Source organism: Pseudomonas sp. A-RE-22, from assembly GCF_019956035.1.
GTDB lineage: Bacteria > Pseudomonadota > Gammaproteobacteria > Pseudomonadales > Pseudomonadaceae > Aquipseudomonas > Aquipseudomonas brassicacearum.
The window spans coordinates 39318-63697 of the sequence record NZ_JAHBCZ010000008.1 but is presented as its reverse complement, the minus strand read 5'-3'; the positions used below and the strand labels follow the sequence as shown (position 1 = coordinate 63697).

Below are 24380 nucleotides of genomic sequence, written 5' to 3'. Positions count from 1 at the left end.
TGCCAGATTATAACTATGCGCGGCGCCGGAACAGTCAGGCAAGGGCCGTAGACCCTTGCCTGGCTGAATGGCTGGGTTATTCCAGATTTTCGCCACGCTCGCGGGCAATGGCGCGGTAGCCAATGTCCTTGCGGTAGAAGCAACCTTCCCAGTCGATCTCGGCGGCAAGCTTGTAGGCCTGCTGCTGAGCTTCGTCGACACTGGCGCCCATGGCGGTGGCGCACAGCACACGACCACCGGCGGTGACCACTTGCCCATCCTTCAACGCCGTGCCTGCATGGAAGACCTTGCCTTCCAGGCGGGCCGCGGCGTCCAGGCCCTGGATCGCGCTACCTTTGGCGTAGTCGCCTGGGTAACCGCCAGCCGCCAATACGACACCGACGCTTGGGCGCGGATCCCACTGGGCTTCGACCTTGTCCAGTGCCTGGGCCAGTGCGGCCTCGACCAGCAGGACCAGGCTCGATTGCAGGCGCAGCATTACCGGCTGAGTCTCAGGATCGCCGAAACGGCAGTTGAATTCGATGACTTTTGGGTTACCAGCCTTGTCGATCATCAGGCCGGCATAGAGGAAACCGGTGTAGACGTTGCCTTCTTCGGCCATGCCACGCACGGTCGGCCAGATCACCAGGTCCATGACGCGCTGGTGCACTTGGGCAGTCACCACCGGGGCCGGGGAGTAGGCGCCCATGCCGCCGGTGTTCGGGCCGCTGTCGCCGTCGCCGACACGCTTGTGGTCCTGGCTGGTGGCCATTGGCAGGACGTTCTTGCCATCGACCATGACGATGAAGCTGGCTTCCTCGCCGTCGAGGAACTCTTCGATCACCACGCGGGAACCGGCGTCACCGAAGGCATTGCCGGCGAGCATGTCGCGCACGGCGTCTTCGGCTTCGGCCAGGGTCATGGCAACGATCACGCCTTTACCGGCCGCGAGGCCGTCGGCCTTGATCACGATCGGTGCGCCTTTCTCGCGCAGGTACGCCAGGGCCGGTTCGATTTCGGTGAAGTTCTGGTAGTCGGCGGTCGGGATCTTGTGACGCGCCAGGAAATCCTTGGTGAACGCTTTCGAGCCTTCCAACTGCGCGGCACCGGCAGTCGGGCCGAAGCAGTCCAGGCCACGGGCGCGGAACAGATCGACCACGCCGGCGACCAGCGGCACTTCCGGGCCGACGATGGTCAGCGAGACGTTCTTCTCGGCGAAGTCGGCCAGTTGCTCCAGGGCCAGCACGTCGATGGCGACGTTTTCGCATTTGGCTTCGATGGCGGTGCCGGCATTGCCCGGCGCCACGAAAACCTTCTGCACACGTGGATCCTGGGCTACTTTCCAGGCCAGGGCGTGTTCGCGGCCACCGCTGCCAATGATCAAAACATTCATTTCAAAAACCTCGGATGACGCTGATTCTGGATGCAGCGCTAAAGCTGCCTTTCTGTAGGAGCGAGCTTGTGTGGGAGCAAGGCTTGCCCGCGATAGCATCACCTCGGTTTGCCTGATGGACCGAGTTGCCTGCATCGCGGGCAAGCCTTGCTCCCACACCAACCCAGCTCCCACAGTGGGTCGGTGTATCAGTGACGGAAGTGACGCATGCCCGTAAAGACCATTGCGATGCCGGCCTCGTCAGCGGCAGCAATCACTTCATTGTCACGCATCGAACCACCCGGCTGGATCACGGCGGTGATGCCGACCTTCGCCGCGTTGTCGATGCCGTCGCGGAACGGGAAGAACGCATCGGAGGCCATGACCGCGCCCTGTACCTGCAAGCCGGCGTGTTCAGCCTTGATGGCGGCGATGCGGGCCGAGTTCACACGGCTCATCTGGCCTGCGCCGACACCGATGGTCTGGCGGTTCTTGGCGTAGACGATGGCGTTGGATTTTACGTACTTGGCGACTTTCCAGGCGAAGATCAGGTCGTTGATTTCCTGCTCGCTCGGGGCGCGCTTGGTCACCACTTTCAGGTCTTCGCTGCCGATCATGCCAATGTCGCGGCTCTGGACCAGCAGGCCGCCATTGACGCGCTTGTAGTCCCAGGCCGGCGCACGGTCGGCCGACCATTGGCCGCAGGCCAGCAGGCGGACGTTGGCCTTGGCGGCAACGATGGCGCGGGCTTCTTCGGTGACCGAAGGGGCGATGATCACTTCGACGAACTGACGCTCGACGATGGCCTTGGCGGTCGCGGCGTCCAGTTCACGGTTGAAGGCGATGATGCCGCCGAAAGCCGATTCGGTATCGGTGGCGTAGGCCAGTTCGTAGGCCTGGCGGATACCGCCCTCGGCGTCCGGGCTTACGGCCACGCCGCACGGGTTGGCGTGCTTGACGATCACGCAGGCGGGCTTGACGAAGCTCTTCACGCATTCCAGCGCGGCGTCGGTGTCGGCCACGTTGTTGAACGACAGTTCCTTGCCTTGCAGCTGGGTGGCGGTGGCAATGCCGACTTCGGCGGGCTTGGCTTCCACGTAGAACGCCGCGCTCTGGTGCGGGTTCTCGCCGTAGCGCATTTCCTGGGCCTTGACGAACTGGGTGTTGAAGGTGCGCGGGAATTCGCTGCGGCCTTCGGTCGACAGGGTTTCAGCGGCCTGGTTCACGGTGCCCATGTAGTTGGCGATCATGCCGTCGTAGGCGGCGGTGTGTTCGAAGGCCTTGAGCATCAGGTCGAAACGCTGGGCGTAGGTCAGGCCACCGGCCTTGAGGTTTTCCAATACGCTGGCGTAGTCGCTGGCGTTGACCACGATGGCCACGTCCTTGTGATTCTTGGCCGCCGAGCGGACCATGGTCGGGCCGCCGATGTCGATGTTCTCGATGGCGGTCGGCAGGTCGCAGCCGGGCTTGTTGATGGTGGCTTCGAACGGGTAGAGGTTGACCGCTACCAGGTCGATCGGCTTGATGCCGTGTTCGTTCATGATGGCGTCGTCGATGCCGCGACGGCCCAGGATCCCGCCGTGGATTTTCGGGTGCAGGGTCTTGACCCGACCGTCCATCATTTCTGCAAAACCGGTGTAGTCCGCGACTTCCACTGCGGCGACGCCGTTGTCCTGCAGCAGCTTGAAGGTCCCGCCGGTGGAGAGAATCTCGACGCCCAGCTGTTGCAGCTCGCGGGCGAATTCGAGGATCCCGGTCTTGTCGGAGACGCTGATCAAGGCGCGGCGGATCGGCAGGCGGGTGGTCTGGTCGGTCATTTCAATTTCCATCAAAAGCAAGGGAAGTCAGCAAAAAAGGCGACCGTTTTTTACGCGGGCGCCTTTCTGGTTTGATTGAATGCTTACAGCAGATCGTACTGCTTGAGTTTCTTGCGCAGGGTGCCGCGGTTCAGGCCCAGCAGCTCACTGGCTTTGGTCTGGTTGCCCTTGACGTAGTTCATCACGCTTTCGAGCAGAGGCGCCTCGACTTCGGAAAGCACCAGGTTGTACACATCCGTGACGGCAGCGCCCTCAAGGTGGGCGAAATAATTGTGCAGCGCCTTCTCGACACTCCCGCGAAGGGTCTGGCCTTCTTCGCTGGGCGTATTGAGGTGCTGTTTCAAATTCACGTTGTCGCTCACGGGTGTTGTTCCACTCACTAAAGTCTCGGTCATCATCGTCATGCGGCCACCCCTTCGTCCCCTGTCAGGCTCTTGTAACGCTCAGCGAAGAACGCCTGAACGTCGGCGCATTGTGCTTGCGTACCATCCAAACGATTGAAACGGGCGCGAAACTCCCTGGCGCCCGGCAGGGTTGCGAGATACCAGCCCACATGCTTGCGAGCAATGCGTACACCCATGACTTCTCCGTAGAAGGCATGTAGCGCGGCCAGATGCTCTAGCAGAATACGTTCCACCTCGGACAACTGCGGCGCCGCGAGCTTTTCGCCCGTGCGCAGGAAGTGTTCGATCTCACGAAAAATCCATGGCCGCCCCTGGGCGGCCCGGCCGATCAACAGGCCATCGGCACCGGTCGCGTCCAGCACGTACCGGGCCTTCTCGGGCGAATCGACGTCGCCATTGGCAAACACCGGAATCGACACCGCCTGCTTGATCGCGGCGATGGTGTCGTACTCGGCTTCGCCGGTGTACAGGTCGGCACGGGTGCGTCCATGGACCGCCAGCGCCGTGATGCCCGCCTGTTCGGCGATCTTCGCCACCACCAGGCCATTCTTGTTCTCCCGGTCCCAGCCGGTGCGTATCTTCAGGGTCACCGGCACATCCACTGCGGCGACGACCGCGTGCAGGATCTCGGTGACCAGCGCTTCATCTTTCAACAGTGCCGAGCCTGCGGCCTTGTTGCAGACCTTCTTCGCCGGGCAGCCCATGTTGATGTCGATGATCTGCGCCCCCAGCTCGACGTTCGCCCGGGCCGCCTCCGCCAGCATCTGTGCATCGCCACCGGCGATCTGTACCGAGCGGGGCTCGGGATCACCTTCGTGGATCATGCGCAGACGCGATTTGCGGGTGTTCCACAAACTCATGTCGCTGGTGACCATTTCCGAAACCACCAGACCAGCGCCCAGTCGTTTGCACAGCTGACGAAAGGGCTGGTCGGTGACCCCCGCCATAGGGGCGAGAATCAGGCCGTTCTGCAATGTATATGGGCCGATGCGTACCGCCGACATAGGACTTCCCTGAAGTGGGGCCGGATCATGAGACTTCGAAAAAGGGTTGGCATGATACCCGCTCTCGATGACTGGATAAAGATCGAATTGGATAAAATCTGAACAGCTATTTTGTTATCGCCAGCGGTTTGGTCTGGGTGGGGTCAGTCAGAAAGCTGCCGTCAATTGGCCGACCCTGGTCGGCTTCATTCAGGGGAATGGAAGCTCAGACTGTAGTTCACCGCTTTGGGGCCAGGGTCCAGGATATCCAGCGCGATGTGAATGGGCGTCTGGGGCGGCATTTCGCCGCGGTCCTCGAGGTCGCCACCCAGGTACTCGCCGGGCTTGAAGCGACGGCTGGCGATCAGGTGTCCGTTGAGGTCGGCAAAACGCAGCTCCAGCAACGGAAAAGGTTGGGAGAAGGGCGCACGGTTGTAGATGATCGCGTCCACCACCAGGGCTCCGCTGAACTCCGGATGGCTGCGAACCACCAGGTTGCTGCTCTTGATCTTGGCGATGTCGACCTTGGACGGTACTTCGCAGCCGATGGTCGGACAGATTTGCAGGAACCACGGCCGGTACTGGTCCTGGCGGGCCAGTTCTTCGAAATGGTAGGCGATGTACTGGCCGCCCAGGGCCGCGCTGGCGAGCAGTATCAACAGGCCCCACAACAAGCGTCGGCCCCAGGGCGAGCGGCGTTTGCGCCAGTCCAGTTGCAGCGGGTCGTCGTCCAGGTCGTGGAGGGCTTCGGCGCGTATCCCCGGCTCCTGGCGCTCCCGTGACTTGCGCAATGGCGCCAGTTGCTCGGGTTCGTCGTCGTGGTCGTCGGTGGCAGACAGGCGCTCGAGGTGTTCGTCGGGCTCGTCGTCCGGCGCCAGGTGGAGCGGTGCGACCGGTTCGTCGTCCGATTCCAGTGGTTCAAGGGCCAGGGACAGGGACGGCTCGGTGCGCGGTGGCCGGGCCGGTTCATGGGGTTCGAACGGTTCGATGGGGTCCTGGAGGACGGCTTCGGCGCGCTCGCTGGAAGATTCGCTGTACAGGCTGTCGGGCCAGGCTTGCTGTTCGCTGGAGAGCGAGTCGCGTTGCGCGCTGAGGTTGTCTTCCCGGCGCCGGCCGGTATTGCCTGGCGCGCGATTGTCGCGCCGCTCCAGGCGCGCCAGCTCCTTGTCCAGGTCATCCAGATCCAGCTCGGCGGCGCTCCATTGTTTCTGGCTGATCGCCCGGGGTGGGGCTTCGACCGCAGGTTTGGCAGTCGGCGCGACGGCAGGCGCCGGTTGCTTGGCAGTGCGTTGTTCCAGCAACTGTCGTGCGGCATTGAACACTTGCAGGCACGAGCCGCAACGAACCACCCCGCGGGCCACGCTCAATTGAGCATGGCTGACGCGAAAACGGGTATGGCAATGCGGGCACTGGGTGACGAAGCTGTCAGTCATGCGGCAATCCGGTGGATACAGGCGCTCATTCTAGCGCCGACGTCCGGTGATGCGCACCCAGCCATCGCGATTGGCGATCGGGTCCAGGTCAAAGTCTGCGGCATAAGCGGCGGCGACTTCCTCACCCTGTTCAGCCAAGATGCCCGACAGCGCCAGGCGTCCGCCCGGCTTGACCAGGCTCGACAGTTGCGGCGCCAGGGACACCAGCGGGCCGGCGAGGATGTTGGCCACCAGCACGTCGGCCTGGACCTGTGGCAAGTCCTGCGGCAAGTACAGTGGGAACAGGGCTTCGGCAATGTTGTTGCGCCCGGCGTTGTCGCGGGAAGCTTCCAGGGCCTGGACGTCGATGTCGGTGCCGACGGCTTCCCGGGCACCCAGCAGGAGCGCGGCAATCGCCAGGATCCCCGAGCCGCAGCCGAAGTCGAGTACGTTGTAGCCCTTCAGGTCCTGGCCGTCGAGCCATTCCAGGCACAGTGCGGTGGTCGGGTGGGTGCCGGTGCCGAACGCCAGGCCCGGGTCCAGCAGCAGGTTGACCGCGTCCGGCTCTGGCGCGGCGTGCCAGCTCGGGACAATCCACAGGCGCTGGCCGAAACGCATCGGCTGGAAATTGTCCATCCAGCTGCGTTCCCAGTCCTGGTCCTCGATCACTTCGCTGTGATGCTCGGGCAGCGGGCTGCCGGTCAGCAGCTCGAGATGGGCCAGTACGCTGGCCGCCTCGGTGCCGCCTTCGAACAGGGCCAGCAGGTGGGTATGGGACCACAGCGGGGTGGTGTTGAGCTCCGGCTCGAAGATCGGCTGGTCTTCGGCGTCCATGAAGGTTACCGATACGGCGCCTACTTCAAGAAACGCGTCTTCGTAGGTTTCGGCTTGTTCCGGGCTGATGGCCAGACGTACTTGCAGCCAAGGCATGGCGGGCACCTTTGGAAAAAAATCTACAGGGGGCAGCGCAGGGCTGCAAAGGCGCGCAGTGTACGCCAGGTCGCGGGCAAAGTGGATAAGCGAGTCTCGCGCCGTCCGGGTGGGTGTTTCGATATATATATGTATGCCATGGGCGTATCGCCGGGCGGATAAGGTGCCGGTCCACACAGCAGGGAGGAATGTGAATGGACATCACTGCCGAACGGCAAAGCAACATGGTGCGCACGGGGCCGGTCTCTTCCCCGCAGGCGGCGACTGCACAAATGACCCTGGAGAAGTTGACGCGTTGGCAGGTGATTATCGACGCGCGACTGCAAACCCAGATGAGTTTGCTGGAGGTGCTGGAAGAGTACCTGCTGGTCGAGCTGCGCACCCACTATCACCAAGGCAACATCGATCCGCACTTCATCGACACCCTGCTCGACACGGTGTTGCAGCGCATGATCGACCAGGCGCCTGTGGTTTATGACGAAGCGCAGGACTTGCCCTACCGTTGGCCCGAAGGGGGAGACCTGGGGTTTGCTCCCGAGCGCCGGGAGTGCGTTGTCCAGGCGGTGGAAAGCGCGGCGTCGAGGTTTGTCAGTCACTACAAGGATTATCTGCGGCGGCATTGGCGAATGGTGTCGCAGGATGTCTCGCTCGAAGCACTGGTCAGGCAAAAGCTTGACGAGCATCGGGTCGCGGTCGACGGGCTTTTCCAACCTGGCCATCTGGCCGGCATGGACGTCGATCAGTTGCGAGAGCAGATCGAAGAACTCCAGGACGCCTGGTGCCAGACGAGTCGCTTGACGGCGTTGGCAACAACCCGTGAGCGGCGGGATCTTGGAGCGGTCGCGCGATTGCAGTTGCCGCATTGGCTGCGAGGGTTGAGCAATCCAGATCGTGAACGGCTACGGGCTTTTGAAAACCAGACCGTGCTGGCGCAGGCACAAGTCGATGAACTGGTCGATGGCCTGGGTTCGCTGCGGGCCTTCGCTCTGCAATTGGCCAGGGACTATGTCAGGGATGAATTGGACATGCTGGTCGAGCCTGACAGCATTCGCGTGCAGTTACAGTGGCGAACGGTGATGGGCCAGCCGGTGCACACCTACAGCCTGAGTGAGCTGGTGGCGGTAGGCCCGGTACGACCGGACGCGGTGTCGGTGTTCCTGGTGGAAAATGGCGGGATGCTGCGTAACCAGTCCCTTTCGCCAGCCTTCATCGGTCGATTGTTGGCAGACGTCGATGCGCCTGCCGGGTACCTGCAAGCACTGGCCGACCGATATGAACGAGCGGACCTTAAAGAGGCCATGTTCGATTGGTTTTTGGCGCGGCTGCAGCACAGTGCATTTATCGCGCGTTGCGCGGGCCAGTTGTCGGCGACCGGCCATGAATCGCTCAGTGCCCTATGGGAGAGCGAGGTTGCGACGCCAACCGCCAGCGTGTGGCGTGTCGCCGACCTTGTGCTTCCCAATGGCCTGAAGTGTGCCGATCTTCTTCTGTTCTACCGCGAAGATGTGGGCGACGACGTCAGCGGCCTGCTGCTGTATGCCCCGGGCAAACCCGATGGCCATGAGTGGGTCGAATTGACCTCGCTTCGGGCGTTGAGCGGGGAGGTCGGTGCCTGGACCCAACATGAAGCTGGTCGCGAGTATCTGCTGCAGCAACTCTCTGTGATCGATCAAGGGCGGGCCCGGGAATACTTTGCCGGCGTGGCGCAGAAACCTGCCTCGTGGGACCTGGGCAGAGACCTCAGGGGAGCGGTCAGCGATTTCAGGGCTGGTCTTCGCAACGCGGTCTTGACCGGCCTGGCCAATAACCTGATGCAGGTGGAGCTGAACGAGTCGCCTCGCTGGTACTCGGCGCTGCCGCTTGAGTCTCGGCGCAACATCAGCGGCTTGAACCAGGAGTTTCTGGTTCAGCGGCAGGTGTTCGATGAGCAGATGGTCGACTATGAAGTCTTCATCGACTTCGCCAAGCGCACCTTCGCCCATTTGATTGCGCCGTACCTGCGCAGCAAAGGGGTGCTTGAAGCGGTCGATCCAGCCACCGTGCTCATCGACTACAGCACAGGGCTGGCAACCGAGAAAAAAACCGCCAGCCTGTTGGACCTGGCCATTTTTGGATACGAGCACAGCTCGGATATCGACGACCCCGCAAAAGGCGTGCGTTCTTCTGTCGGGCAGGACTTGAAGCAGGTTCGCAGCGCCGAATTGGCGTCGTACATTCGCGTGGCTTACCTGGGGGAACGATATGCCAAGCACATCCGCGCCACCTTTCTCGATGCCAAGGACCCTGAGTATCTGAAACGCCGCGAGGCATGCCGCTACATGCTGTTGGCCCGGATGGATCGCGACCTGCGTGTGGCCCATGGCAAGTCGATGTTGAACACCGACGAATTCCAGTGGCTCACCCGGCAAGTCACGCTGCTAAGCGATGGGAGGCCGGTGAGCAGCGCCACGCACCCCAGCGCCGCCGTGACGCGCGAAGGCGTGATCAAGTTGACCGTCGGCGGTCATGTCGTGCAAGGGGTCTACGTTTTCACCTACTTCGACCCTAAGGTTTTTTACTGGTTGTATACACCCGACGCTCCGGACGGGATCCTGTTTCGCAAGTACCTGGACTTCTCCGGGAGCATCGCGGCGCAACTGCATCATTACGTACTGGAGCGGATCGCACTGAGCGCGCGAGCCTCTGCAGGACGTTCGCTGGTGGCTTTGGCGAGCGGGAGCGCGCGGGTCGATACAGTGCGCGAATTCAATCGGGTCATGGACATCAGCGCTGAATTCGATGCCTGCATCGAGCGCGCTGTCACCGATGTGGAGGACATCACCACAAGCCGTGCCGAAATGATCAGGGATCAGGTGTTCAAAGGGTTGATCTTCGCGGCGGCTCCTGTGTGCATGGTCTACCCCCCGTTTGCCTTGTTGCTGGACATTGGCTTGGTGGCTGTCAGCGCCGGGCAGGCAGTCGAGGCGCATGGGCAGGGCGACACGGAAGGCGCGCTTGGCCACTGGCTGGTCGCGACCTGGGGGACGCTGTTCGCCACGCTCGGTGCCACAAGCATGGCCAGGCTGCTAGGACGTGCGGCCAGGAACCTGAAGCTCGCGGTGAAACCTCTGTCATTGTCCGCTCAACGCTTGAGGCGCGCGACATCGGGCATCGTCAAAGAAGCCGGGCCGGTGATCCCACCCATACGCCTGAAGCCGCAGCAGGCGGTCAGCAGAGTACCGGAGCACTTGCAGCCGGTGACCGAAGAGGGGATTTTTTTTGGCACCTATCGCAGCCCACCCAGCGCAACGCAACCGCGAAGCGCCCACTACATACGGAGCAGGGGGCGGTACTACCAGGTGATGGAGGATCCCTACTTCGGCGGGTTGTGCCTGGTGGATGCCAGGCGTCCCGGCGCGTTGTACAAGCTGCCCATCCGCAGGCTGGCGAATGGCAAATGGACCCATAACAAGGTCGGCTTGAGAGGCGGCAATGACCATGTGCGCAACCTTGGGCGAGTAGGGGAGTTGCGGGAAGCGTTTCCCGGGCATGTCCTCCCGGACGCGACGAGGGGCGCGTTGCAGGGCGAGGCTGTGGTGGCAAGGTTCAGCGAGGCGGCGGACAACTATCTGTTCTCGCTGAATGCGCAAACGTGCGTGATCGCTTCGTTGTACAACCCTGCCACCAGGATCGGGGCGGTCATTCATTTCGATCACAACATCCGTGCGCTGATCGAGCGCAGCGTCCGGGATGTGACGCGGCGCCTGGGGGGATCGCCCAAGGATATTCGTGCCACGCTGGTGGGTGGGGATTGGCTGACGGGGGCTGACATTGGCGAGCCGGTCCGGTTGGTGATGAGGCGCCAGGGTCTGCAACCCACCTGGGATCACTGGTCGTATTCTTCCTGCTTCGGGAATAACTATGGTGTTGCGCTGGATCTGCGCAGTGGTATCACCTCTGTGTTCAAGACCTCGCAGAGTCAGGTCGAACGCTACTACGTACCCGTGCTGGCGAGGGCGAAGCGGGGTTCTGATCCGGTATCGGTACGTGCGCGCGGGTTCATGACGCGCTTGCGCAGCGAACCTTTGGTGGCCCATGCCAACGGCGCCGTTCGCACCCATCAGGGCCGGTCGGCGACTGCGGCGCAACTTGCCTTGCAGGAATTCTCTACGGTGATGCTGGGCTGATGCCGTTGCCCGCATCGTGAGCGACAGGCAAAAAAAGACCCCGGCCAATGGACCGGGGTCTTTTTACATCACTTGAAGCATCAGTGCTGGTTGCCCAGCTTGTGTTCCAGGTAATGGATGTTGACGCCACCTTTGCAGAAGCCTTCGTCACGTACGAGGTCGCGGTGCAGCGGGATGTTGGTCTTGATCCCGTCGACCACGATTTCGTCCAGCGCATTGCGCATGCGCGCCATGGCTTCGTCACGGGTCGCCCCGTAGGTGATCAGCTTGCCGATCAACGAATCGTAGTTCGGTGGAACGGCATAACCGCTGTACAGGTGCGAATCGACGCGAACGCCATTGCCGCCCGGGGCATGGAAATGCTTGACCGTGCCTGGGCTTGGCATGAAGGTTTTCGGGTCTTCGGCGTTGATCCGGCATTCCAGCGCGTGACCGCGGATGACCACGTCATCCTGGGTGAACGACAGCTTGTTGCCGGCGGCGATGCTGAGCATCTCCTTGACGATGTCGATACCGGTGACCATTTCCGAAACCGGGTGCTCCACCTGAACACGGGTGTTCATTTCGATGAAGTAGAAACGACCGTTCTCGTACAGGAACTCGAAGGTACCGGCGCCGCGATAGCCGATGTCGATGCAGGCCTTGACGCAACGCGCCAGGACTTCCTCGCGAGCCTGCTCGTCGATGCCCGGTGCCGGCGCTTCTTCGAGGACCTTCTGGTGACGACGTTGCAGCGAGCAATCGCGGTCGCCCAGATGGATTGCGTGGCCCTGGCCGTCGGACAGTACCTGGACTTCGACGTGACGTGGGTTGGTCAGGAATTTTTCCAGGTAGACCATCGGGTTGCCGAACGCCGCGCCAGCTTCGGAGCGGGTCAGTTTCGCCGAGGAGATCAGGTCTTCTTCCTTGTGTACCACGCGCATGCCGCGACCACCGCCGCCGCCAGCGGCCTTGATGATCACCGGATAACCGACTTCGCGACCGATGCGCAAAGCGGTTTCTTCGTCTTCAGGCAGTGGACCGTCGGAACCCGGAACGGTCGGCACACCCGCCGCGATCATGGCGTGCTTGGCCGAGACCTTGTCGCCCATCAGGCGGATGGTGTCGGCTTTCGGGCCAATGAAGGCAAAACCGGAATTTTCGACCTGTTCGGCGAAGTCGGCGTTTTCCGCCAGGAAGCCGTAGCCAGGGTGAATGGCGGTAGCGCCGGTCACTTCGGCAGCGGCGATGATCGCCGGGATGTGCAGGTAGGAGTGCGCAGCCGACGCCGGACCGATGCAGACGGATTCGTCCGCCAGGCCCAGGTGCATCAGTTCTTTGTCGGCCTTGGAGTAAACGGCGACGGTCTTGATGCCCATCTCTTTGCAGGCACGCAGAATCCGCAGGGCGATCTCACCGCGGTTAGCGATCAGAACTTTTTCCAACTTCGCAGTCATCAAAGGCTCTCCGCGGTTCAAACGATGGTGAACAGCGGTTGGTCGTACTCAACCGGCTGGCCGTCTTCGACGAGGATGGACTCGATCACACCGCTGGTTTCAGCTTCGATGTGGTTCATCATCTTCATGGCTTCGACGATGCACAGGGTGTCGCCTTTCTTCACGGTCTGGCCGACTTCAACGAAGGACGGCGAGGATGGCGAAGACTTGCGATAGAACGTGCCCACCATTGGCGAACGGGCGACAGTGCCGTTGAGCGCTGGCGCAGCCGGTGCGGCTGGCGCTGCTGCTGCAACCGGGGCTGCTGCTGGAGCAGGCGCGGCGGCTGGAGCATGCATCGGTGCCGGTGCATAGAACTGCTGAGCCGGGGTCTTGCTGTGGCGGCTGATGCGTACGGACTCTTCGCCTTCCTTGATCTCAAGCTCGTCGATGCCGGACTCTTCCAGCAATTCGATCAATTTCTTAACTTTACGGATATCCATGAATCATCAACTCCCAAGGGTCGGTCAGGGGCGTTTAACGCTTGTTGTTCAAGCTGTTGCCTGTTTTTCAAGCTGCTCTAGGGCGGCCTCCAGGGCCAGCCGGTAACCGCTGGCGCCAAGGCCGCAGATCACTCCCACCGCTACATCCGAGAAGTAGGAGTGATGGCGGAAAGGTTCGCGTTTGTGCACGTTGGACAAATGCACTTCGATGAATGGGATGCTCACCGCCAGCAGCGCGTCACGTAATGCGACGCTTGTGTGTGTAAAAGCTGCTGGATTGATCAAAATGAAATCCACGCCTTCGCCACGTGCGGCATGGATACGGTCGATCAATTCATATTCGGCGTTGCTTTGCAGATAGAGCAAATGATGGCCGGCGGTGCGGGCCCGCTGCTCCAGGTCCTGGTTGATCTGCGCCAGTGTCACGGCGCCGTAGACGCCCGGCTCGCGGGTGCCCAGCAGGTTCAGGTTGGGTCCGTGCAGGACCAATAGGGTCGCCATCTGCTGTTCCTTGTTATCTGTGAGCAGGTATCAGAACCTGGCGACTATGCCGCAAAGCCTTTGTGACTGTCCAGTTCTCTGCAATAGCCAGCACGATGACCGATGTTTGCGCGAAATTTGTGACCCAGGTCCCTGATCCGGTCATACGGTTGGAGCCGAGCCCCTGTGGGAGCGAGCCTGCTCGCGATGACGGCGGCCCATTCAACATCAATGCAAGCTGACCCAGCACTATCGCGAGCAGGCTCGCTCCCACACTGGATCTGAGGTCTAAACCCGAAACGCCTGTACTGCCGTATGCAACCGCCCGCCCAGTACCAACAGGTTGTCGCCTTGTTCGCGCCCCTGGCCGATGCGCAGCAGGTTGTCGCCGCCCAGTTGGTGAATCCGCTCGCTGTGATCGCGGATTTCGCTGACGGCGCCGCTTTGTTGGGCGGTGACGTCGGCGATGCGTACCGCCGTATCGGAGATGGTCTGGATGGCACCGACGATCTCATCCAGCGCGCCATCAGCCGCTTGCGCCTGGTTGGCGGTGGCTTCGGCGTGTTCGACCTGGGCGCGCATGCCGTCCACCGATTGGCGCGCGGCCTGTTGCAAGCGGGCGATCAGCGTCTGGATTTCGGCGGTGGCGCCGGCCGTGCGTTGGGCCAGGGAGCGGACTTCCTCGGCCACCACCGCGAAGCCCCGGCCCATTTCCCCGGCGCGGGCGGCTTCGATGGCAGCGTTGAGGGCCAGCAGGTTGGTCTGGTCGGCAATCGAGCGAATCACCGTCAACACGCCGCCGATGGTGGCGGACTCCTCGGCCAGTTGTTCGATCATCTGCGCGTTGCCTTGTACTTCTCCCACTAACGCATGCAAGCCTGTAAGGCTCAGGCCGATGACTTTCTGCCCTTGCTCCACCGCATGCCCGGCGCTGCGGCTGGCGTCTGCGGCCTGGCTGGCATCGCCGGCCACTTGCTGGATCGTCGCTTCCAGTTCGCTGAGGGAATCGCGGATCAGCGCCGTGTCGCCAGCCTGATGCTCGGCGCCACTGTGCAGCTCGCCGCTCAGTTCGGCCAGGGTTCGGCTGCTACCCGCGACTTGTTCGGCGTTTACTCGAATGGTGCCCACCAGGTCCACCAGGTAAGCGCGCAGGCGATTGAGCGAAGCCTCGATGTCTTGCAATTCGCGGTTGCTGGCGCCCACGTGGATATCACGGCTGAAGTCGCCCTCGGCCCAGGTCGACAGGGCTGGAGCCAGGTGCTTCAAGGTGCGGGCCAGGCGCCGCTGCAAGGTGTCGATGAGCAGCGCAATCAGCAGGATCAAGCCAATCATCACCCCCTGGATCAAGCGAACCTCTCCCTGGATCTGCCCATGCTGGGCACGTACCGCCGGCTCCATGGCATCGATCGCCTGTTGCACGTCGGCGATTTTCAGGTGCGTGGCGCTGCTCAGTTCAGTGCGTTTCTGGATCAGTTCACGGGTGCGGGCCAATTCTGCCGGGTAGCGGCCGAGCAGGCTGTTGAGTTCGCGCTTGAGGGCGATGCCGGCATCTTCGGCGGCGGTTTTTTCCTGGGTTTCCAAACCCATCAGCGCGGCGAAATCATCGCTGCCCGATTCGCTGCTGGCGGTGACGCCCAGCAGGGGCAGGCTGTCGAGGTGTTCGGCCTCCACACGGATGCTCGCCAGTTCCCGCTCGACGTCGGCGGCCAATTCGCTACGGCCACTGCTGACCAGTTTGTCCCGGGCGAGGGATAGGCGGCCCAGGTGCTGTGACGCGGCAAACAGCGCGGGCAAGTAGGCCGGGGCGCCATTGGCGTATTGGGCCAGTTGGTCGAGGCTGGCACTCAGTTCACGCTCGGCCTGCAGCAGCAAGGCCTGCGGATCGCCGGCCAGTTTGCCGGCGGCCAGCAGATCGGTCTTGCTGAAGCTATCGAGGTTCGACAGGCTCGGGCGCAGGGGCTTGGCCAGTGCCGGGGGAAATTGATCGAGGTCTTTTTGCAGGGTCTCCAGGGCCTGGGTGGCAGCACTCAGGCGCAAGGCGTCGCCGCTGGCCAGGTAGTCCTCGATATTGCGCGCCACTTCGCTCTGGAACTGCCGCGACAATCCCAGGTAGCGCTCCATCAGCAGATAGGGGCGCTCCAGGGCAATCTGCGACCACCACAGCGTGACCCCAAGGCCCAGGCACACGGCAACTAAAAGAAGGGTGTTGAGATTGGTCAGCAACTTCAGGCGCATTAAAGGTCTACCAGGGGCAGAATCGTAAGTGCCTGAAGTTATTGCGTTTGCGTTACAGGTTTATGACCGAATCGGTCGATTCCGATGAAAAGGTGGCACTTTGCTTTGATTGGCGGGCGCTCTGCACCCGGTTGCGCCCGGCGTGCTTGGCGCGGTACAGCGCTTCGTCCGCCTGGCTGGCCATCATCAGGCTGTCGAAGTCATCGCTCATCTCCACTACACCGGCGCTGAAGGTACACCACAAGTCATGGGGCTGGGCCGGGTAGTGGATTTCGGCAAAGCGCTGGCGAATTTCATCCAGCACTTTGCAGGCGGCGTCGATGTCGGTGTCGGGCATGACGATGGCGAACTCTTCGCCGCCGTAACGGCCGATGAAGTCGGTCTTGCGCAGGCGCTGCTTGAGAAACAGCGCCAGGCTCTTGATCACCCGGTCCCCCATGGGGTGGCCGTGGCTGTCATTGACCCGTTTGAAATGGTCGATGTCGAGCATGGCGAAGCTCAGGGGCTTGCCTTCGCGGCGGGCGCGGAAGCTGCAGTCCTCGAGCAGTTGCAGGATATGGGTGTGGTTGTAGAGCCCGGTGAGGCTGTCGCGCACCATCCGCGCCTTGAGGTTGCGCGCCCGGGCGGCACGGTTGCGCACCGTGGTGATCAGGTGCCGGGGCTTGATCGGTTTGGTCAGGAAGTCGTCGCCACCTTCGCTCATGGCGTCGAGTTGCTTGTCCAGGTCGTCTTCGGCGGACAGGTAGATGATCGGCACGCTGACGTAGCGGTCGTTGTGGCGTATCACCTTGGCCAGTTCCGTGCCGGTGCAGGCGGGCATATACATGTCGAGGATGATCAGGTCGGGCTGGAAGTCCGCCAGTTCGGCCATGGCCTGGATCGGCTCGATCAGCGTGCGGGTGATGATGCCGGCGCTGTTGAGCAGGCGTTCGGTGTGCATGGCCTGGGCACGGGAGTCGTCGATGATCAGCACTTTGTACGGATCGTACTGGGCAACGCAGGTCAGCACTTCGATCTTTTCCAGCAGGCTCGAGGCTTCGAGGGTGCCGGTGAGAAATTCCTGCCCACCGGCGCGCACCGCGGCCAGGCGTGTCGGCGTGTCGGTTTCCATCAAACTGAAGAACAACAGTGGCAGCGGTTGCTCCAGGCCTTCCTGGGCTTCGGCGGCCAGTTTCAGGCCGGCGCCGGGGCCGCTGAAATCCACATCCATGACGATCGCCGCCGGCAGGCGCTCGACCATCGAGGCGCGGAACGCCACGACACTGTTCAGCGCCTGGGCGCTGAGGCCGAAGAACTCCAACTGCTTGGCCAGGCGCTCGGCGCGGTCATGGTCCTGCAGCAACACGTAGATGGGTTTGCGCAGCGGCGGCAGGAAGGTTTGTTCGAGCTGGTCGCCATGGCGCAGGCCAGTACGAGACAAGCGCTGCATCAGGCGGTTGATTTCGGTGATCAGGTGGCTGCTCAGGCGCCCGCGATTGGCGTCCACCGCTTGCAGCGACTGGCTGATGCCTTGGGCCAGTTGGGAGTGTTCGGGCTGTTCGAAGCGCTCGGCAAAGCGCAGCAGGCGCAGGTTGGCTTCGCTGAGCTCCGACAGGTCGGTGCTTGACCACTCACTGCGTTGCAGGCGCTGCCAAATCTCCAGGATCTGACGAGCCTGATGAATTACCCGCTGGGCAAAGTGGTGCTTGAGGCGCTCACGGCTGGGGTCTTCTGGCTCGGTCATATCCTGACTACTAGTTAGGGTGCATGCTGAGATCGACTGGTGGCTCTATGCTAGCACCTCTTTTCCTTCGCATGAGTGTCATACGTCAATATTCTGTCCAGTCGCGAAATTCAGTTTGTGACTGACCGGTCTCGTAGGCCGATGGCAACGCTTCCTTTATAGTGCTGTTCGATTGCCCTGTCGCGCCCGGCATGATTGGCGCCGCATTATCGCGTTTCAAATCAGGCACGATGGCGTAGGGTTGTGGTCGAACCGAGAACTCAAGTGATTGAAGGGATATCACCATGCTGGACTGGAAAAACCGCGCGGGCAGCGCGCCTGAACGTGCCGCCGAGCCGAAATCGGACACCCGCAGCTACCTGGGTGGGCTTTTTTTCAGCCGCGCACTGGCGACGCTGATCGGCCTTTACCTGCTGGTGACCATTGCCGTCGGCTGGTATTGGAGCCAGGAGCCCGCGCTGTTCCCTGTGCAGCAGAACGCCCAGGCCGCAGCGGAGAAAGATGGCCGGCAGATGGTGGTGGGCTACACCACGGTCGAGACGCTCAAGACGGTGGCCGGAACCCTGCTGAGCAAGCCGGGTGGCTACATCTCCAACGACCGCTTCCCGCCTGGCCTGTGGATGGACAACATGCCGAGCTGGGAATACGGCGTGCTGGTGCAGGTCCGCGACCTGAGCCGCGCCCTGCGCAAGGACTTCGCCCGTTCCCAGTCGCAGTCCGCCGAGGACGCCGACCTGGCCAAGGCCGAGCCGCGCTTCAACTTCGACAACCGCAGTTGGGTGCTGCCCTCCAGCGAGTCTGAATACCAGGAGGGCATCAATTCCCTGAGTCGCTACCAGGCGCGCCTGTCCGACCCGAGCCAGAAAAGCGCACTGTTCTACGCCCGCGCCGACAACCTGAACAACTGGCTGGGGGATGTCGGCACTCGCCTGGGTTCGTTGTCCCAGCGCCTGTCGGCCAGCGTTGGCCGGGTCAAGCTCAACACCTCGCTGAAAACCGAAGTCCCGGCCCCGGGCCAGGTACCACAGGTGGATGAAGAGGTAGTCGAGACCCCGTGGCTGCAAATCGATAACGTGTTCTATGAAGCTCGTGGCCAGGCGTGGGCGTTGTCGCACCTGCTGCGCGCCATCGAAGTGGACTTCGCCGATGTCCTGGCGAAAAAGAACGCCACGGTCAGCGTGCGGCAGATCATCCGTGAGCTGGAAGCGTCCCAGGAACCGGTCTGGAGCCCGATGATCCTCAACGGCAGCGGCTTCGGTGTATTGGCGAACCACTCGCTGGTCATGGCCAACTACATTTCCCGAGCCAACGCAGCGGTCATCGACTTGCGGCAACTGCTGAACCAGGGTTGATTCATGAGCGAAAGCCCCCGGGAGGTCGCTCATCGAGTGGCCTCGGATGCCGAGCTGATTGCGTGGGTCGATGAGCACGACAATCTGCTCGGCAGCGTGGTGCGCTCAGAGCTGCGTGAGCGTGGCCTGATCGGACGCGGCACCTACATCATGCTGTTCAATTCGTCCGGTGAGCTGTGTGTACATCGGCGCACCCTGAGCAAGGCCATCTACCCAGGTTTCTGGGACGTGGCGGCGGGGGGCATGGTGCAGGCCGATGAGACCTACGCCGAATCGGCTGCCCGTGAGCTGGCGGAAGAGTTGGGCGTGAGCGGCGTGGAACTGACCGCCCACGACCATTTCTATTTCGAAGACCCTGGCAGTCGCCTGTGGTGCTCGGCGTTCTCGGCGGTATGGGACGGCCCGTTGGTCCTGCAGCCCGAAGAAGTCCTCGAGGCGCGTTTCCTGCCCCTCGAGCAGGTGCTCGATGAAATCCAGCGCAAGCCTTACTGCCCGGACTCCCTGGCGGCGCTTGAACGCTATTTGCGCGTCCATGGCAGCGGCGTCGCAAAGAAGCTATAAATTGGCGCTGATTGGCCCTTAGCAAGTCGGCTTTTTGCCGTTACACTGCGCGACTTTTCAAGCTGAACCGTGTCTGCGGTCCAGTAGCGCTGCCCCTGCCTGAGTGGGGTTTCGCGGTCGAGGCATGTTCCCCCTCGACCAGTCTTTGTCCTCCCGAGAGGATTGCCGGTGGCCAAAAAAGCCGCATCCTTCGCCGCCCTGGGCGGCCTGGTATTTTCTACCGACGCCGGTCGTCATTGTCCTGATTGCCGTCAGCCGGTGGATGCCTGCATCTGCAAACAGACCGCCATCCCTGCCGGTGACGGCATTGCGCGCGTGCGCCGTGAAAGCAAAGGTCGCGGCGGCAAGACGGTGACCACGATCACTGGCGTGCCGTTGGCCGAAGACGCGCTCAAGGAGCTGGCCACCACGTTGAAGAAGCGCTGTGGCACCGGTGGTGCGTTGAAAGACGGCATCATCGAGATCCAGGGCGATCACGTCGAGCTGCTGCTGGCGGAACTGGTCAAGCACGGCTTCAAGGCAAAGAAATCCGGCGGCTAGCAGCCTCTGTGAAAACCACCCTCGGCTTGACCCGAACCCAACGTTCGAGGTCGCCCGCATGGTTTTCACAGAGCCTGTTCTGAACGGGTTTCTAAACTCATCGCTGGGAGCAGGGTCTACCTTGCTAACAGGCAATTCGTCATTTTCACTCTCTAGACTGCCCCAGCCTCCGACCGGATGGTGCATTTTGACTTCTTTATAGGGGACTTCGATGTCCGTACGACGCACACGCAAAGACGATGGCAGCCAATGGACAGTTGCGGACAGCCGCAGTGTTTACGGGATTCGCCATTGGGGGGCCGGGTATTTCGCGATCAATGAAGCCGGTCGCGTCGAAGTCCGTCCGAACGGTCCCGACAGCTCGCCCATCGACCTGTTCGAGCAAGTCGACCAGTTGCGCCAGAGCGGCCTGTCGCTGCCCTTGCTGGTGCGCTTCCCCGATATCCTGCAAGACCGTGTGCGCCAACTCACCGGCGCGTTCGACAGCAACATCGCGCGCCTGGAATACCAGAGCAAGTACACCGCGCTCTACCCGATCAAGGTCAACCAGCAGGAAGCGGTGATCGAGAACATCATCGCCACCCAGAACGTCTCCATCGGCCTGGAAGCCGGTTCCAAGCCGGAGCTGCTGGCGGTCCTGGCCCTGGCGCCGAAGGGCGGCACCATCGTCTGCAACGGCTACAAGGACCGCGAATTCATCCGTCTGGCGCTGATGGGCCAGAAGCTCGGTCACAACGTCTTCATCGTTATCGAGAAAGAGTCCGAAGTCGGCCTGGTGATCGAAGAGGCGGCAACGCTCAAGGTCAAGCCGCAGGTCGGCTTGCGCGTGCGCCTGTCGTCCCTGGCGTCGAGCAAGTGGGCCGATACCGGTGGCGAGAAGTCCAAGTTCGGCTTGTCGGCCGCGCAACTGCTGTCGGTGGTCGAGCGCTTCCGGGCTGCCGGCCTGGACCAGGGTATTCGCCTGCTGCACTTCCACATGGGCTCGCAGATCGCCAACCTGGCGGACTACCAGCACGGCTTCAAGGAAGCGATCCGTTACTACGGTGAGCTGCGCAACCTCGGCCTGCCGGTGGATCACATCGACGTCGGCGGTGGCTTGGGTGTGGACTACGACGGCACGCACTCGCGCAATGCCAGTTCGATCAACTACGACATGGACGATTACGCCGGTGTCGTGGTCGGCATGCTCAAGGAGTTCTGCGATGCCCAGAGCCTGCCGCATCCGAACATCTTCTCCGAAAGCGGCCGCTCGCTGACCGCTCACCACGCCATGCTGGTGGTGCAGGTGACCGACGTCGAGAAACACAACGACGACGTGCCGGCGATCGACAACAAGCAGGAACTGCCGGAAACCGTGCAATGGCTGGTCGACCTGCTGGGCCCGACCGATATCGAGATGGTCACCGAGACTTACTGGCGCGCCACCCACTACATGAGCGACGTGGCGACCCAATATGCCGACGGCAAGCTGACCCTGGCCGAAAAAGCCTTGGCCGAGCAGTGCTACTTTGCGGTGTGCCGTCGCCTGCACAACTCGTTGAAGGCGCGCCAGCGCTCGCACCGCCAGGTGCTGGATGAGCTCAACGACAAGTTGGCCGACAAATACATCTGCAACTTCTCGGTGTTCCAGAGCCTGCCGGACACCTGGGCCATCGGCCAGGTGTTGCCGATCCTGCCGCTGCATCGCCTGGACGAAGAGCCGCTGCGCCGCGCCGTGCTACAAGACCTGACCTGTGACTCCGACGGCAAGATCAAGCAGTACGTCGACGAGCAGAGCATCGAGACCAGCCTGCCGGTTCACGCACTCAAGCCGGATGAAGACTATCTGCTGGGCATCTTCCTGGTGGGCGCCTACCAGGAAATCCTCGGTGACATGCACAACCTGTTCGGTGACACCGACTCGGTGAACATCTACCAGAACGCCGATGGCAGCGTGTACCACGCCGGTATCGAAACCCACGACACCATCGAGGACATGCTGCGCTACGTGCACCTGTCGCCGGAGGAGTTGATGACTCACTACCGCGACAAGTGCGCCAGCGCCCGCATCAGCGCCGCTGAACGTACCCAGTTCCTCGATGCCTTGCGCCTGGGGCTGACGCGTTCGTCCTATCTGTCTTCCTGATAGAACCCTGTGGCGGGAGCAAGCTCCCTCGCCACAGGTTTATTTAACTGATCGGCAATGCCCTCCCGGGCTGTCAGAAAATGCACCGCACGCTGCGGGTTTTTTCGGACAGTCCCGGAGGGCGTTTTTATTTGTGCCGTCGTTATTTCTGAACGTCGGTGCATTTAACCGGCGATGTCCTTATTTCGTGTAGTCCCTTTCCTAACTTGTACTTGGCCCCTCTACTCGGCCATGGCTCTCGGCGAGAATCCCCGACCGCCCCTCCTGTAGAGAAACGCCGATGTCCGATCCAGCCAGCGAACCAGCCTTTCGTCTGGAGATAGCCGGTCTGCCCGAGCCTGTTGACGTCGTGGCCTTCACGGGTAGCGAAGCGATCAGCGAACCCTTTGTCTATGAAGCACAGCTGTTGTTGCGCGACGCGAACCTGGACCTGGCGGGCCTGTTGTACCGCAGCGTCTGGTTGAGTTTCGGGACCCCAGGCCGAGGCATTCATGGGCAGCTTCATGAGTTGGTCCAACACCGTCATGGCGCCGGCTGCCGGGTGCGTATCGGGCCGAAGCTGGCCTGTCTGGCGCAGCGTTTCAGCCAGCGGGTCTTCAGCGCCCGTTCGGTGCCGCAGATCATCCGCCAGGTGCTCAAGGCCCATGGCATCAGTGGCCGCAGTCTGTGCCTGGACTTGAGTGGCGATTATCCGCTGCAGGATTTCTGTACCCAGTATCGAGAGTCGGACCTGCAGTTCCTGCAGCGCCTATGCGCCCAGGCGGGTATCCACTTTCATTTCGAACACACTCGGGACGGGCATTGCCTGGTGTTCGCTGATAATCCGCACAGTTTTCCCCCAGGCGGTAAGGCGGGTTATGCGGACGACGAGCCGATTGCCGCGGTGCGCTCCTTCAGCGTGCAAACCGATGTGTCGGGGGCGCAGGTCGCCCAGGGCCGCAGCGATTTGATGAACCTGCAGAGTGGTCAGGTGCTGACGCTGACGGCCCATCCGTTTGCCGGCTGGAACCGGCGCTGGCTGCTGACGAAGGTCGAGCATCGCGCACAGGCGGGGGTGTACGGCAATCATTTCAAGGCGATTCCCCGGGGCGTGCTGTTCGTGCCGGACGAGGTCCCTGCAAAACCACGCATGGTGAGCCGGCAACGTGGCTGGGTCGTGGCGGTGGATGAACCGCCGGAGCTGGGAGCGGGGCGCGTGGCGGTGCAGTTTGACTGGGTCTACCAGGGCGAAGGTTCCAGCCCCAGTCATTGCTGGCTGCCTTTGGCGCCCGAACTGGCCATGGGCGGGGCGGACGCCTTGAGTGACGGCACCGAGGTGCTGGTGAGCTTTATCGAAGGCGATCCGGATCGGCCATTGATCAGTGCATTTCTGAATGCGCCTGCCCCAGTAGAGGTTGTGGATGAATCATCCACAGGCGAAACATATGGGCCGTCGGTTGCCGATCCGCGCCTGTTGTCCGCAATCCGGGACGCCGAGCCGCTGATCTTGTTGTGCTTGTTGCCCGAAGGCGGGCCTTTCAGCCCCTGCGCCCAGCCACTGTGCACCTGCCGTATGCTCATGCGGCGCGGTGCGGGCATTGCTCGATGAACGCCGCGGCCCTGTCTGGATCAACGCCGCAATGGCTGCTGCTCGACGTACCGAGTGCGCCTGGCGCTGGGCGGCTTGTGCGCGCGCAGTTCGCCAAGGCCCGGTGCTTTGCCTTGTTTGAAAACACCGAGCTGCATGGGCTGCGAGAGCACGGTCCGCTGTTGGTGGATTTGCGCCATTCGCCTGCGCTGGCCAGCCTCTGTCATCTGGACCCACGTTCCTGGCCGGGGCTGTTGTTGGTCAGCCCATCGCCCGCTGCGCAATTGCTGGCGCATCTGCGGCGCATGCTGACGGTGACCCTGGGCCTGCATCACAAAGCGTTGTTGAGCTATTACAACCCGCACATCGCCAGCTACTTCTTCGACGGTTGCGACCCTCGGGAGCTCAGTTGTTGGCTGGGGCCGATCAGTTTGTTGCGCTGGTTTGGCGGCACCTGGGCCGACCGGGCGATCGGCAGCCAGGGTTGGCAACAACTGTCCAACCCGGGGCTGTCGGTGGCGGCGCTGGAGAAGGAGCACGGCCTCAGCGACCGACAACAGGGCCAGTTGCAACGATGCCTGCTGGAGCGTCACGCCTGGCAATGGTCCCGTGCTACCGGGTGTGATTACCAGCGGCTCTGGGGGAATTTGCAACAGGGCCTGGCGCTGGGGTTTACCGAGCGGGCGGTGCTCGATGACTGGCTGTGGCTGCGCCTGCAATACCCCGATGCGCGGCTAGTACCTGGCCTGGTGGGCGGTTCGCAGCGCGAGCGGTTCGAGCATCTGCGTCGGCGGTGGCAGGGCCGCCAGGATTGAG

Annotated in this window: 18 protein-coding genes; 7 read left to right on the top strand and 11 right to left on the bottom strand. The window is 62.2% G+C overall.

Annotated elements, in window-relative coordinates:
• Positions 1 to 76 precede the first annotated feature (76 nt).
• The 6 genes from purD to prmA all read right to left on the bottom strand — a co-directional run bounded on the left by purD (position 77) and on the right by prmA (position 6897).
• Positions 77 to 1372: a phosphoribosylamine--glycine ligase gene (gene purD, locus KGA89_RS05010; protein WP_003197406.1), complete on the bottom strand. Its 1296-nt coding sequence runs from the start codon at positions 1370 to 1372 to the stop codon at positions 77 to 79.
• A 188-nt stretch (positions 1373 to 1560) separates the two neighbouring features.
• Positions 1561 to 3168, bottom strand: coding sequence for a bifunctional phosphoribosylaminoimidazolecarboxamide formyltransferase/IMP cyclohydrolase (purH, locus tag KGA89_RS05005; protein ID WP_013692160.1), 1608 nt, complete (start codon positions 3166 to 3168; stop codon positions 1561 to 1563).
• A gap of 83 nt (positions 3169 to 3251) precedes the next feature.
• Positions 3252 to 3572, bottom strand: a complete 321-nt coding sequence (gene fis / locus KGA89_RS05000) for a DNA-binding transcriptional regulator Fis (protein ID WP_003186237.1) — start codon at positions 3570 to 3572, stop codon at positions 3252 to 3254.
• Positions 3569 to 4576: a tRNA dihydrouridine synthase DusB gene (gene dusB, locus KGA89_RS04995; RefSeq protein WP_223470800.1), complete on the bottom strand. Its 1008-nt coding sequence runs from the start codon at positions 4574 to 4576 to the stop codon at positions 3569 to 3571. Before dusB ends, fis begins: the two co-directional genes overlap by 4 nt.
• Before the next feature lie 185 nt (positions 4577 to 4761).
• Positions 4762 to 5988 (bottom strand): DUF3426 domain-containing protein, encoded by a 1227-nt coding sequence (locus KGA89_RS04990; protein ID WP_223470799.1) that lies wholly within the window; start codon positions 5986 to 5988, stop codon positions 4762 to 4764.
• Between the two features lie 30 nt (positions 5989 to 6018).
• Positions 6019 to 6897 (bottom strand): 50S ribosomal protein L11 methyltransferase, encoded by an 879-nt coding sequence (gene prmA, locus KGA89_RS04985; protein WP_223470798.1) that lies wholly within the window; start codon positions 6895 to 6897, stop codon positions 6019 to 6021.
• A 194-nt stretch (positions 6898 to 7091) separates the two neighbouring features.
• On the opposite strand from prmA, the gene KGA89_RS04980 reads away from it, so the two are divergent.
• A complete protein-coding gene (locus KGA89_RS04980) occupies positions 7092 to 11063 on the top strand; it encodes a dermonecrotic toxin domain-containing protein (protein WP_223470797.1) in 3972 nt (1323 codons plus the stop codon).
• A gap of 80 nt (positions 11064 to 11143) precedes the next feature.
• Here KGA89_RS04980 and accC read toward each other — a convergent pair whose 3' ends face one another.
• From accC to KGA89_RS04955, 5 genes are all read right to left on the bottom strand, one after another.
• On the bottom strand, positions 11144 to 12499 hold the full coding sequence (gene accC, locus KGA89_RS04975; protein ID WP_003197421.1) for an acetyl-CoA carboxylase biotin carboxylase subunit: 1356 nt from the start codon (positions 12497 to 12499) through the stop codon (positions 11144 to 11146).
• A 17-nt stretch (positions 12500 to 12516) separates the two neighbouring features.
• The gene (gene accB / locus KGA89_RS04970) at positions 12517 to 12981 is read right to left on the bottom strand and encodes an acetyl-CoA carboxylase biotin carboxyl carrier protein (protein WP_003197423.1); all 465 of its coding nucleotides are present in this window, start codon (positions 12979 to 12981) and stop codon (positions 12517 to 12519) included.
• Positions 12982 to 13029: 48 nt separating this feature from the next.
• Positions 13030 to 13482: a type II 3-dehydroquinate dehydratase gene (gene aroQ / locus KGA89_RS04965; RefSeq protein ID WP_003197425.1), complete on the bottom strand. Its 453-nt coding sequence runs from the start codon at positions 13480 to 13482 to the stop codon at positions 13030 to 13032.
• Between the two features lie 267 nt (positions 13483 to 13749).
• On the bottom strand, positions 13750 to 14793 hold the full coding sequence (locus KGA89_RS30670) for a methyl-accepting chemotaxis protein (RefSeq protein WP_411740634.1): 1044 nt from the start codon (positions 14791 to 14793) through the stop codon (positions 13750 to 13752).
• Positions 14794 to 15748: 955 nt separating this feature from the next.
• Complete coding sequence (locus tag KGA89_RS04955) at positions 15749 to 17419, bottom strand: PleD family two-component system response regulator (protein WP_223470795.1); 1671 nt, start codon at positions 17417 to 17419, stop codon at positions 15749 to 15751.
• Positions 17420 to 17703: 284 nt separating this feature from the next.
• On the opposite strand from KGA89_RS04955, the gene KGA89_RS04950 reads away from it, so the two are divergent.
• The 6 genes from KGA89_RS04950 to KGA89_RS04925 all read left to right on the top strand — a co-directional run bounded on the left by KGA89_RS04950 (position 17704) and on the right by KGA89_RS04925 (position 24379).
• Positions 17704 to 18771 carry a DUF2333 family protein gene (locus tag KGA89_RS04950; RefSeq protein WP_003197431.1) on the top strand — a complete coding sequence of 356 codons (1068 nt, stop codon included), beginning with the start codon at positions 17704 to 17706 and terminating at the stop codon, positions 18769 to 18771.
• Positions 18772 to 18774: 3 nt separating this feature from the next.
• On the top strand, positions 18775 to 19332 hold the full coding sequence (locus tag KGA89_RS04945) for an NUDIX hydrolase (RefSeq protein ID WP_003197433.1): 558 nt from the start codon (positions 18775 to 18777) through the stop codon (positions 19330 to 19332).
• A gap of 168 nt (positions 19333 to 19500) precedes the next feature.
• On the top strand, positions 19501 to 19872 hold the full coding sequence (locus KGA89_RS04940; protein WP_003197435.1) for a translation initiation factor Sui1: 372 nt from the start codon (positions 19501 to 19503) through the stop codon (positions 19870 to 19872).
• Positions 19873 to 20083: 211 nt separating this feature from the next.
• Positions 20084 to 21997 (top strand): arginine decarboxylase, encoded by a 1914-nt coding sequence (gene speA / locus KGA89_RS04935; RefSeq protein WP_003197437.1) that lies wholly within the window; start codon positions 20084 to 20086, stop codon positions 21995 to 21997.
• A 280-nt stretch (positions 21998 to 22277) separates the two neighbouring features.
• Positions 22278 to 23585 (top strand): type VI secretion system Vgr family protein, encoded by a 1308-nt coding sequence (locus KGA89_RS04930; RefSeq protein WP_223470793.1) that lies wholly within the window; start codon positions 22278 to 22280, stop codon positions 23583 to 23585.
• The gene (locus KGA89_RS04925) at positions 23582 to 24379 is read left to right on the top strand and encodes a DUF4123 domain-containing protein (protein WP_223470791.1); all 798 of its coding nucleotides are present in this window, start codon (positions 23582 to 23584) and stop codon (positions 24377 to 24379) included. The genes KGA89_RS04930 and KGA89_RS04925 overlap by 4 nt, the downstream gene beginning before the upstream one ends.
• Position 24380 lies beyond the last annotated feature (1 nt).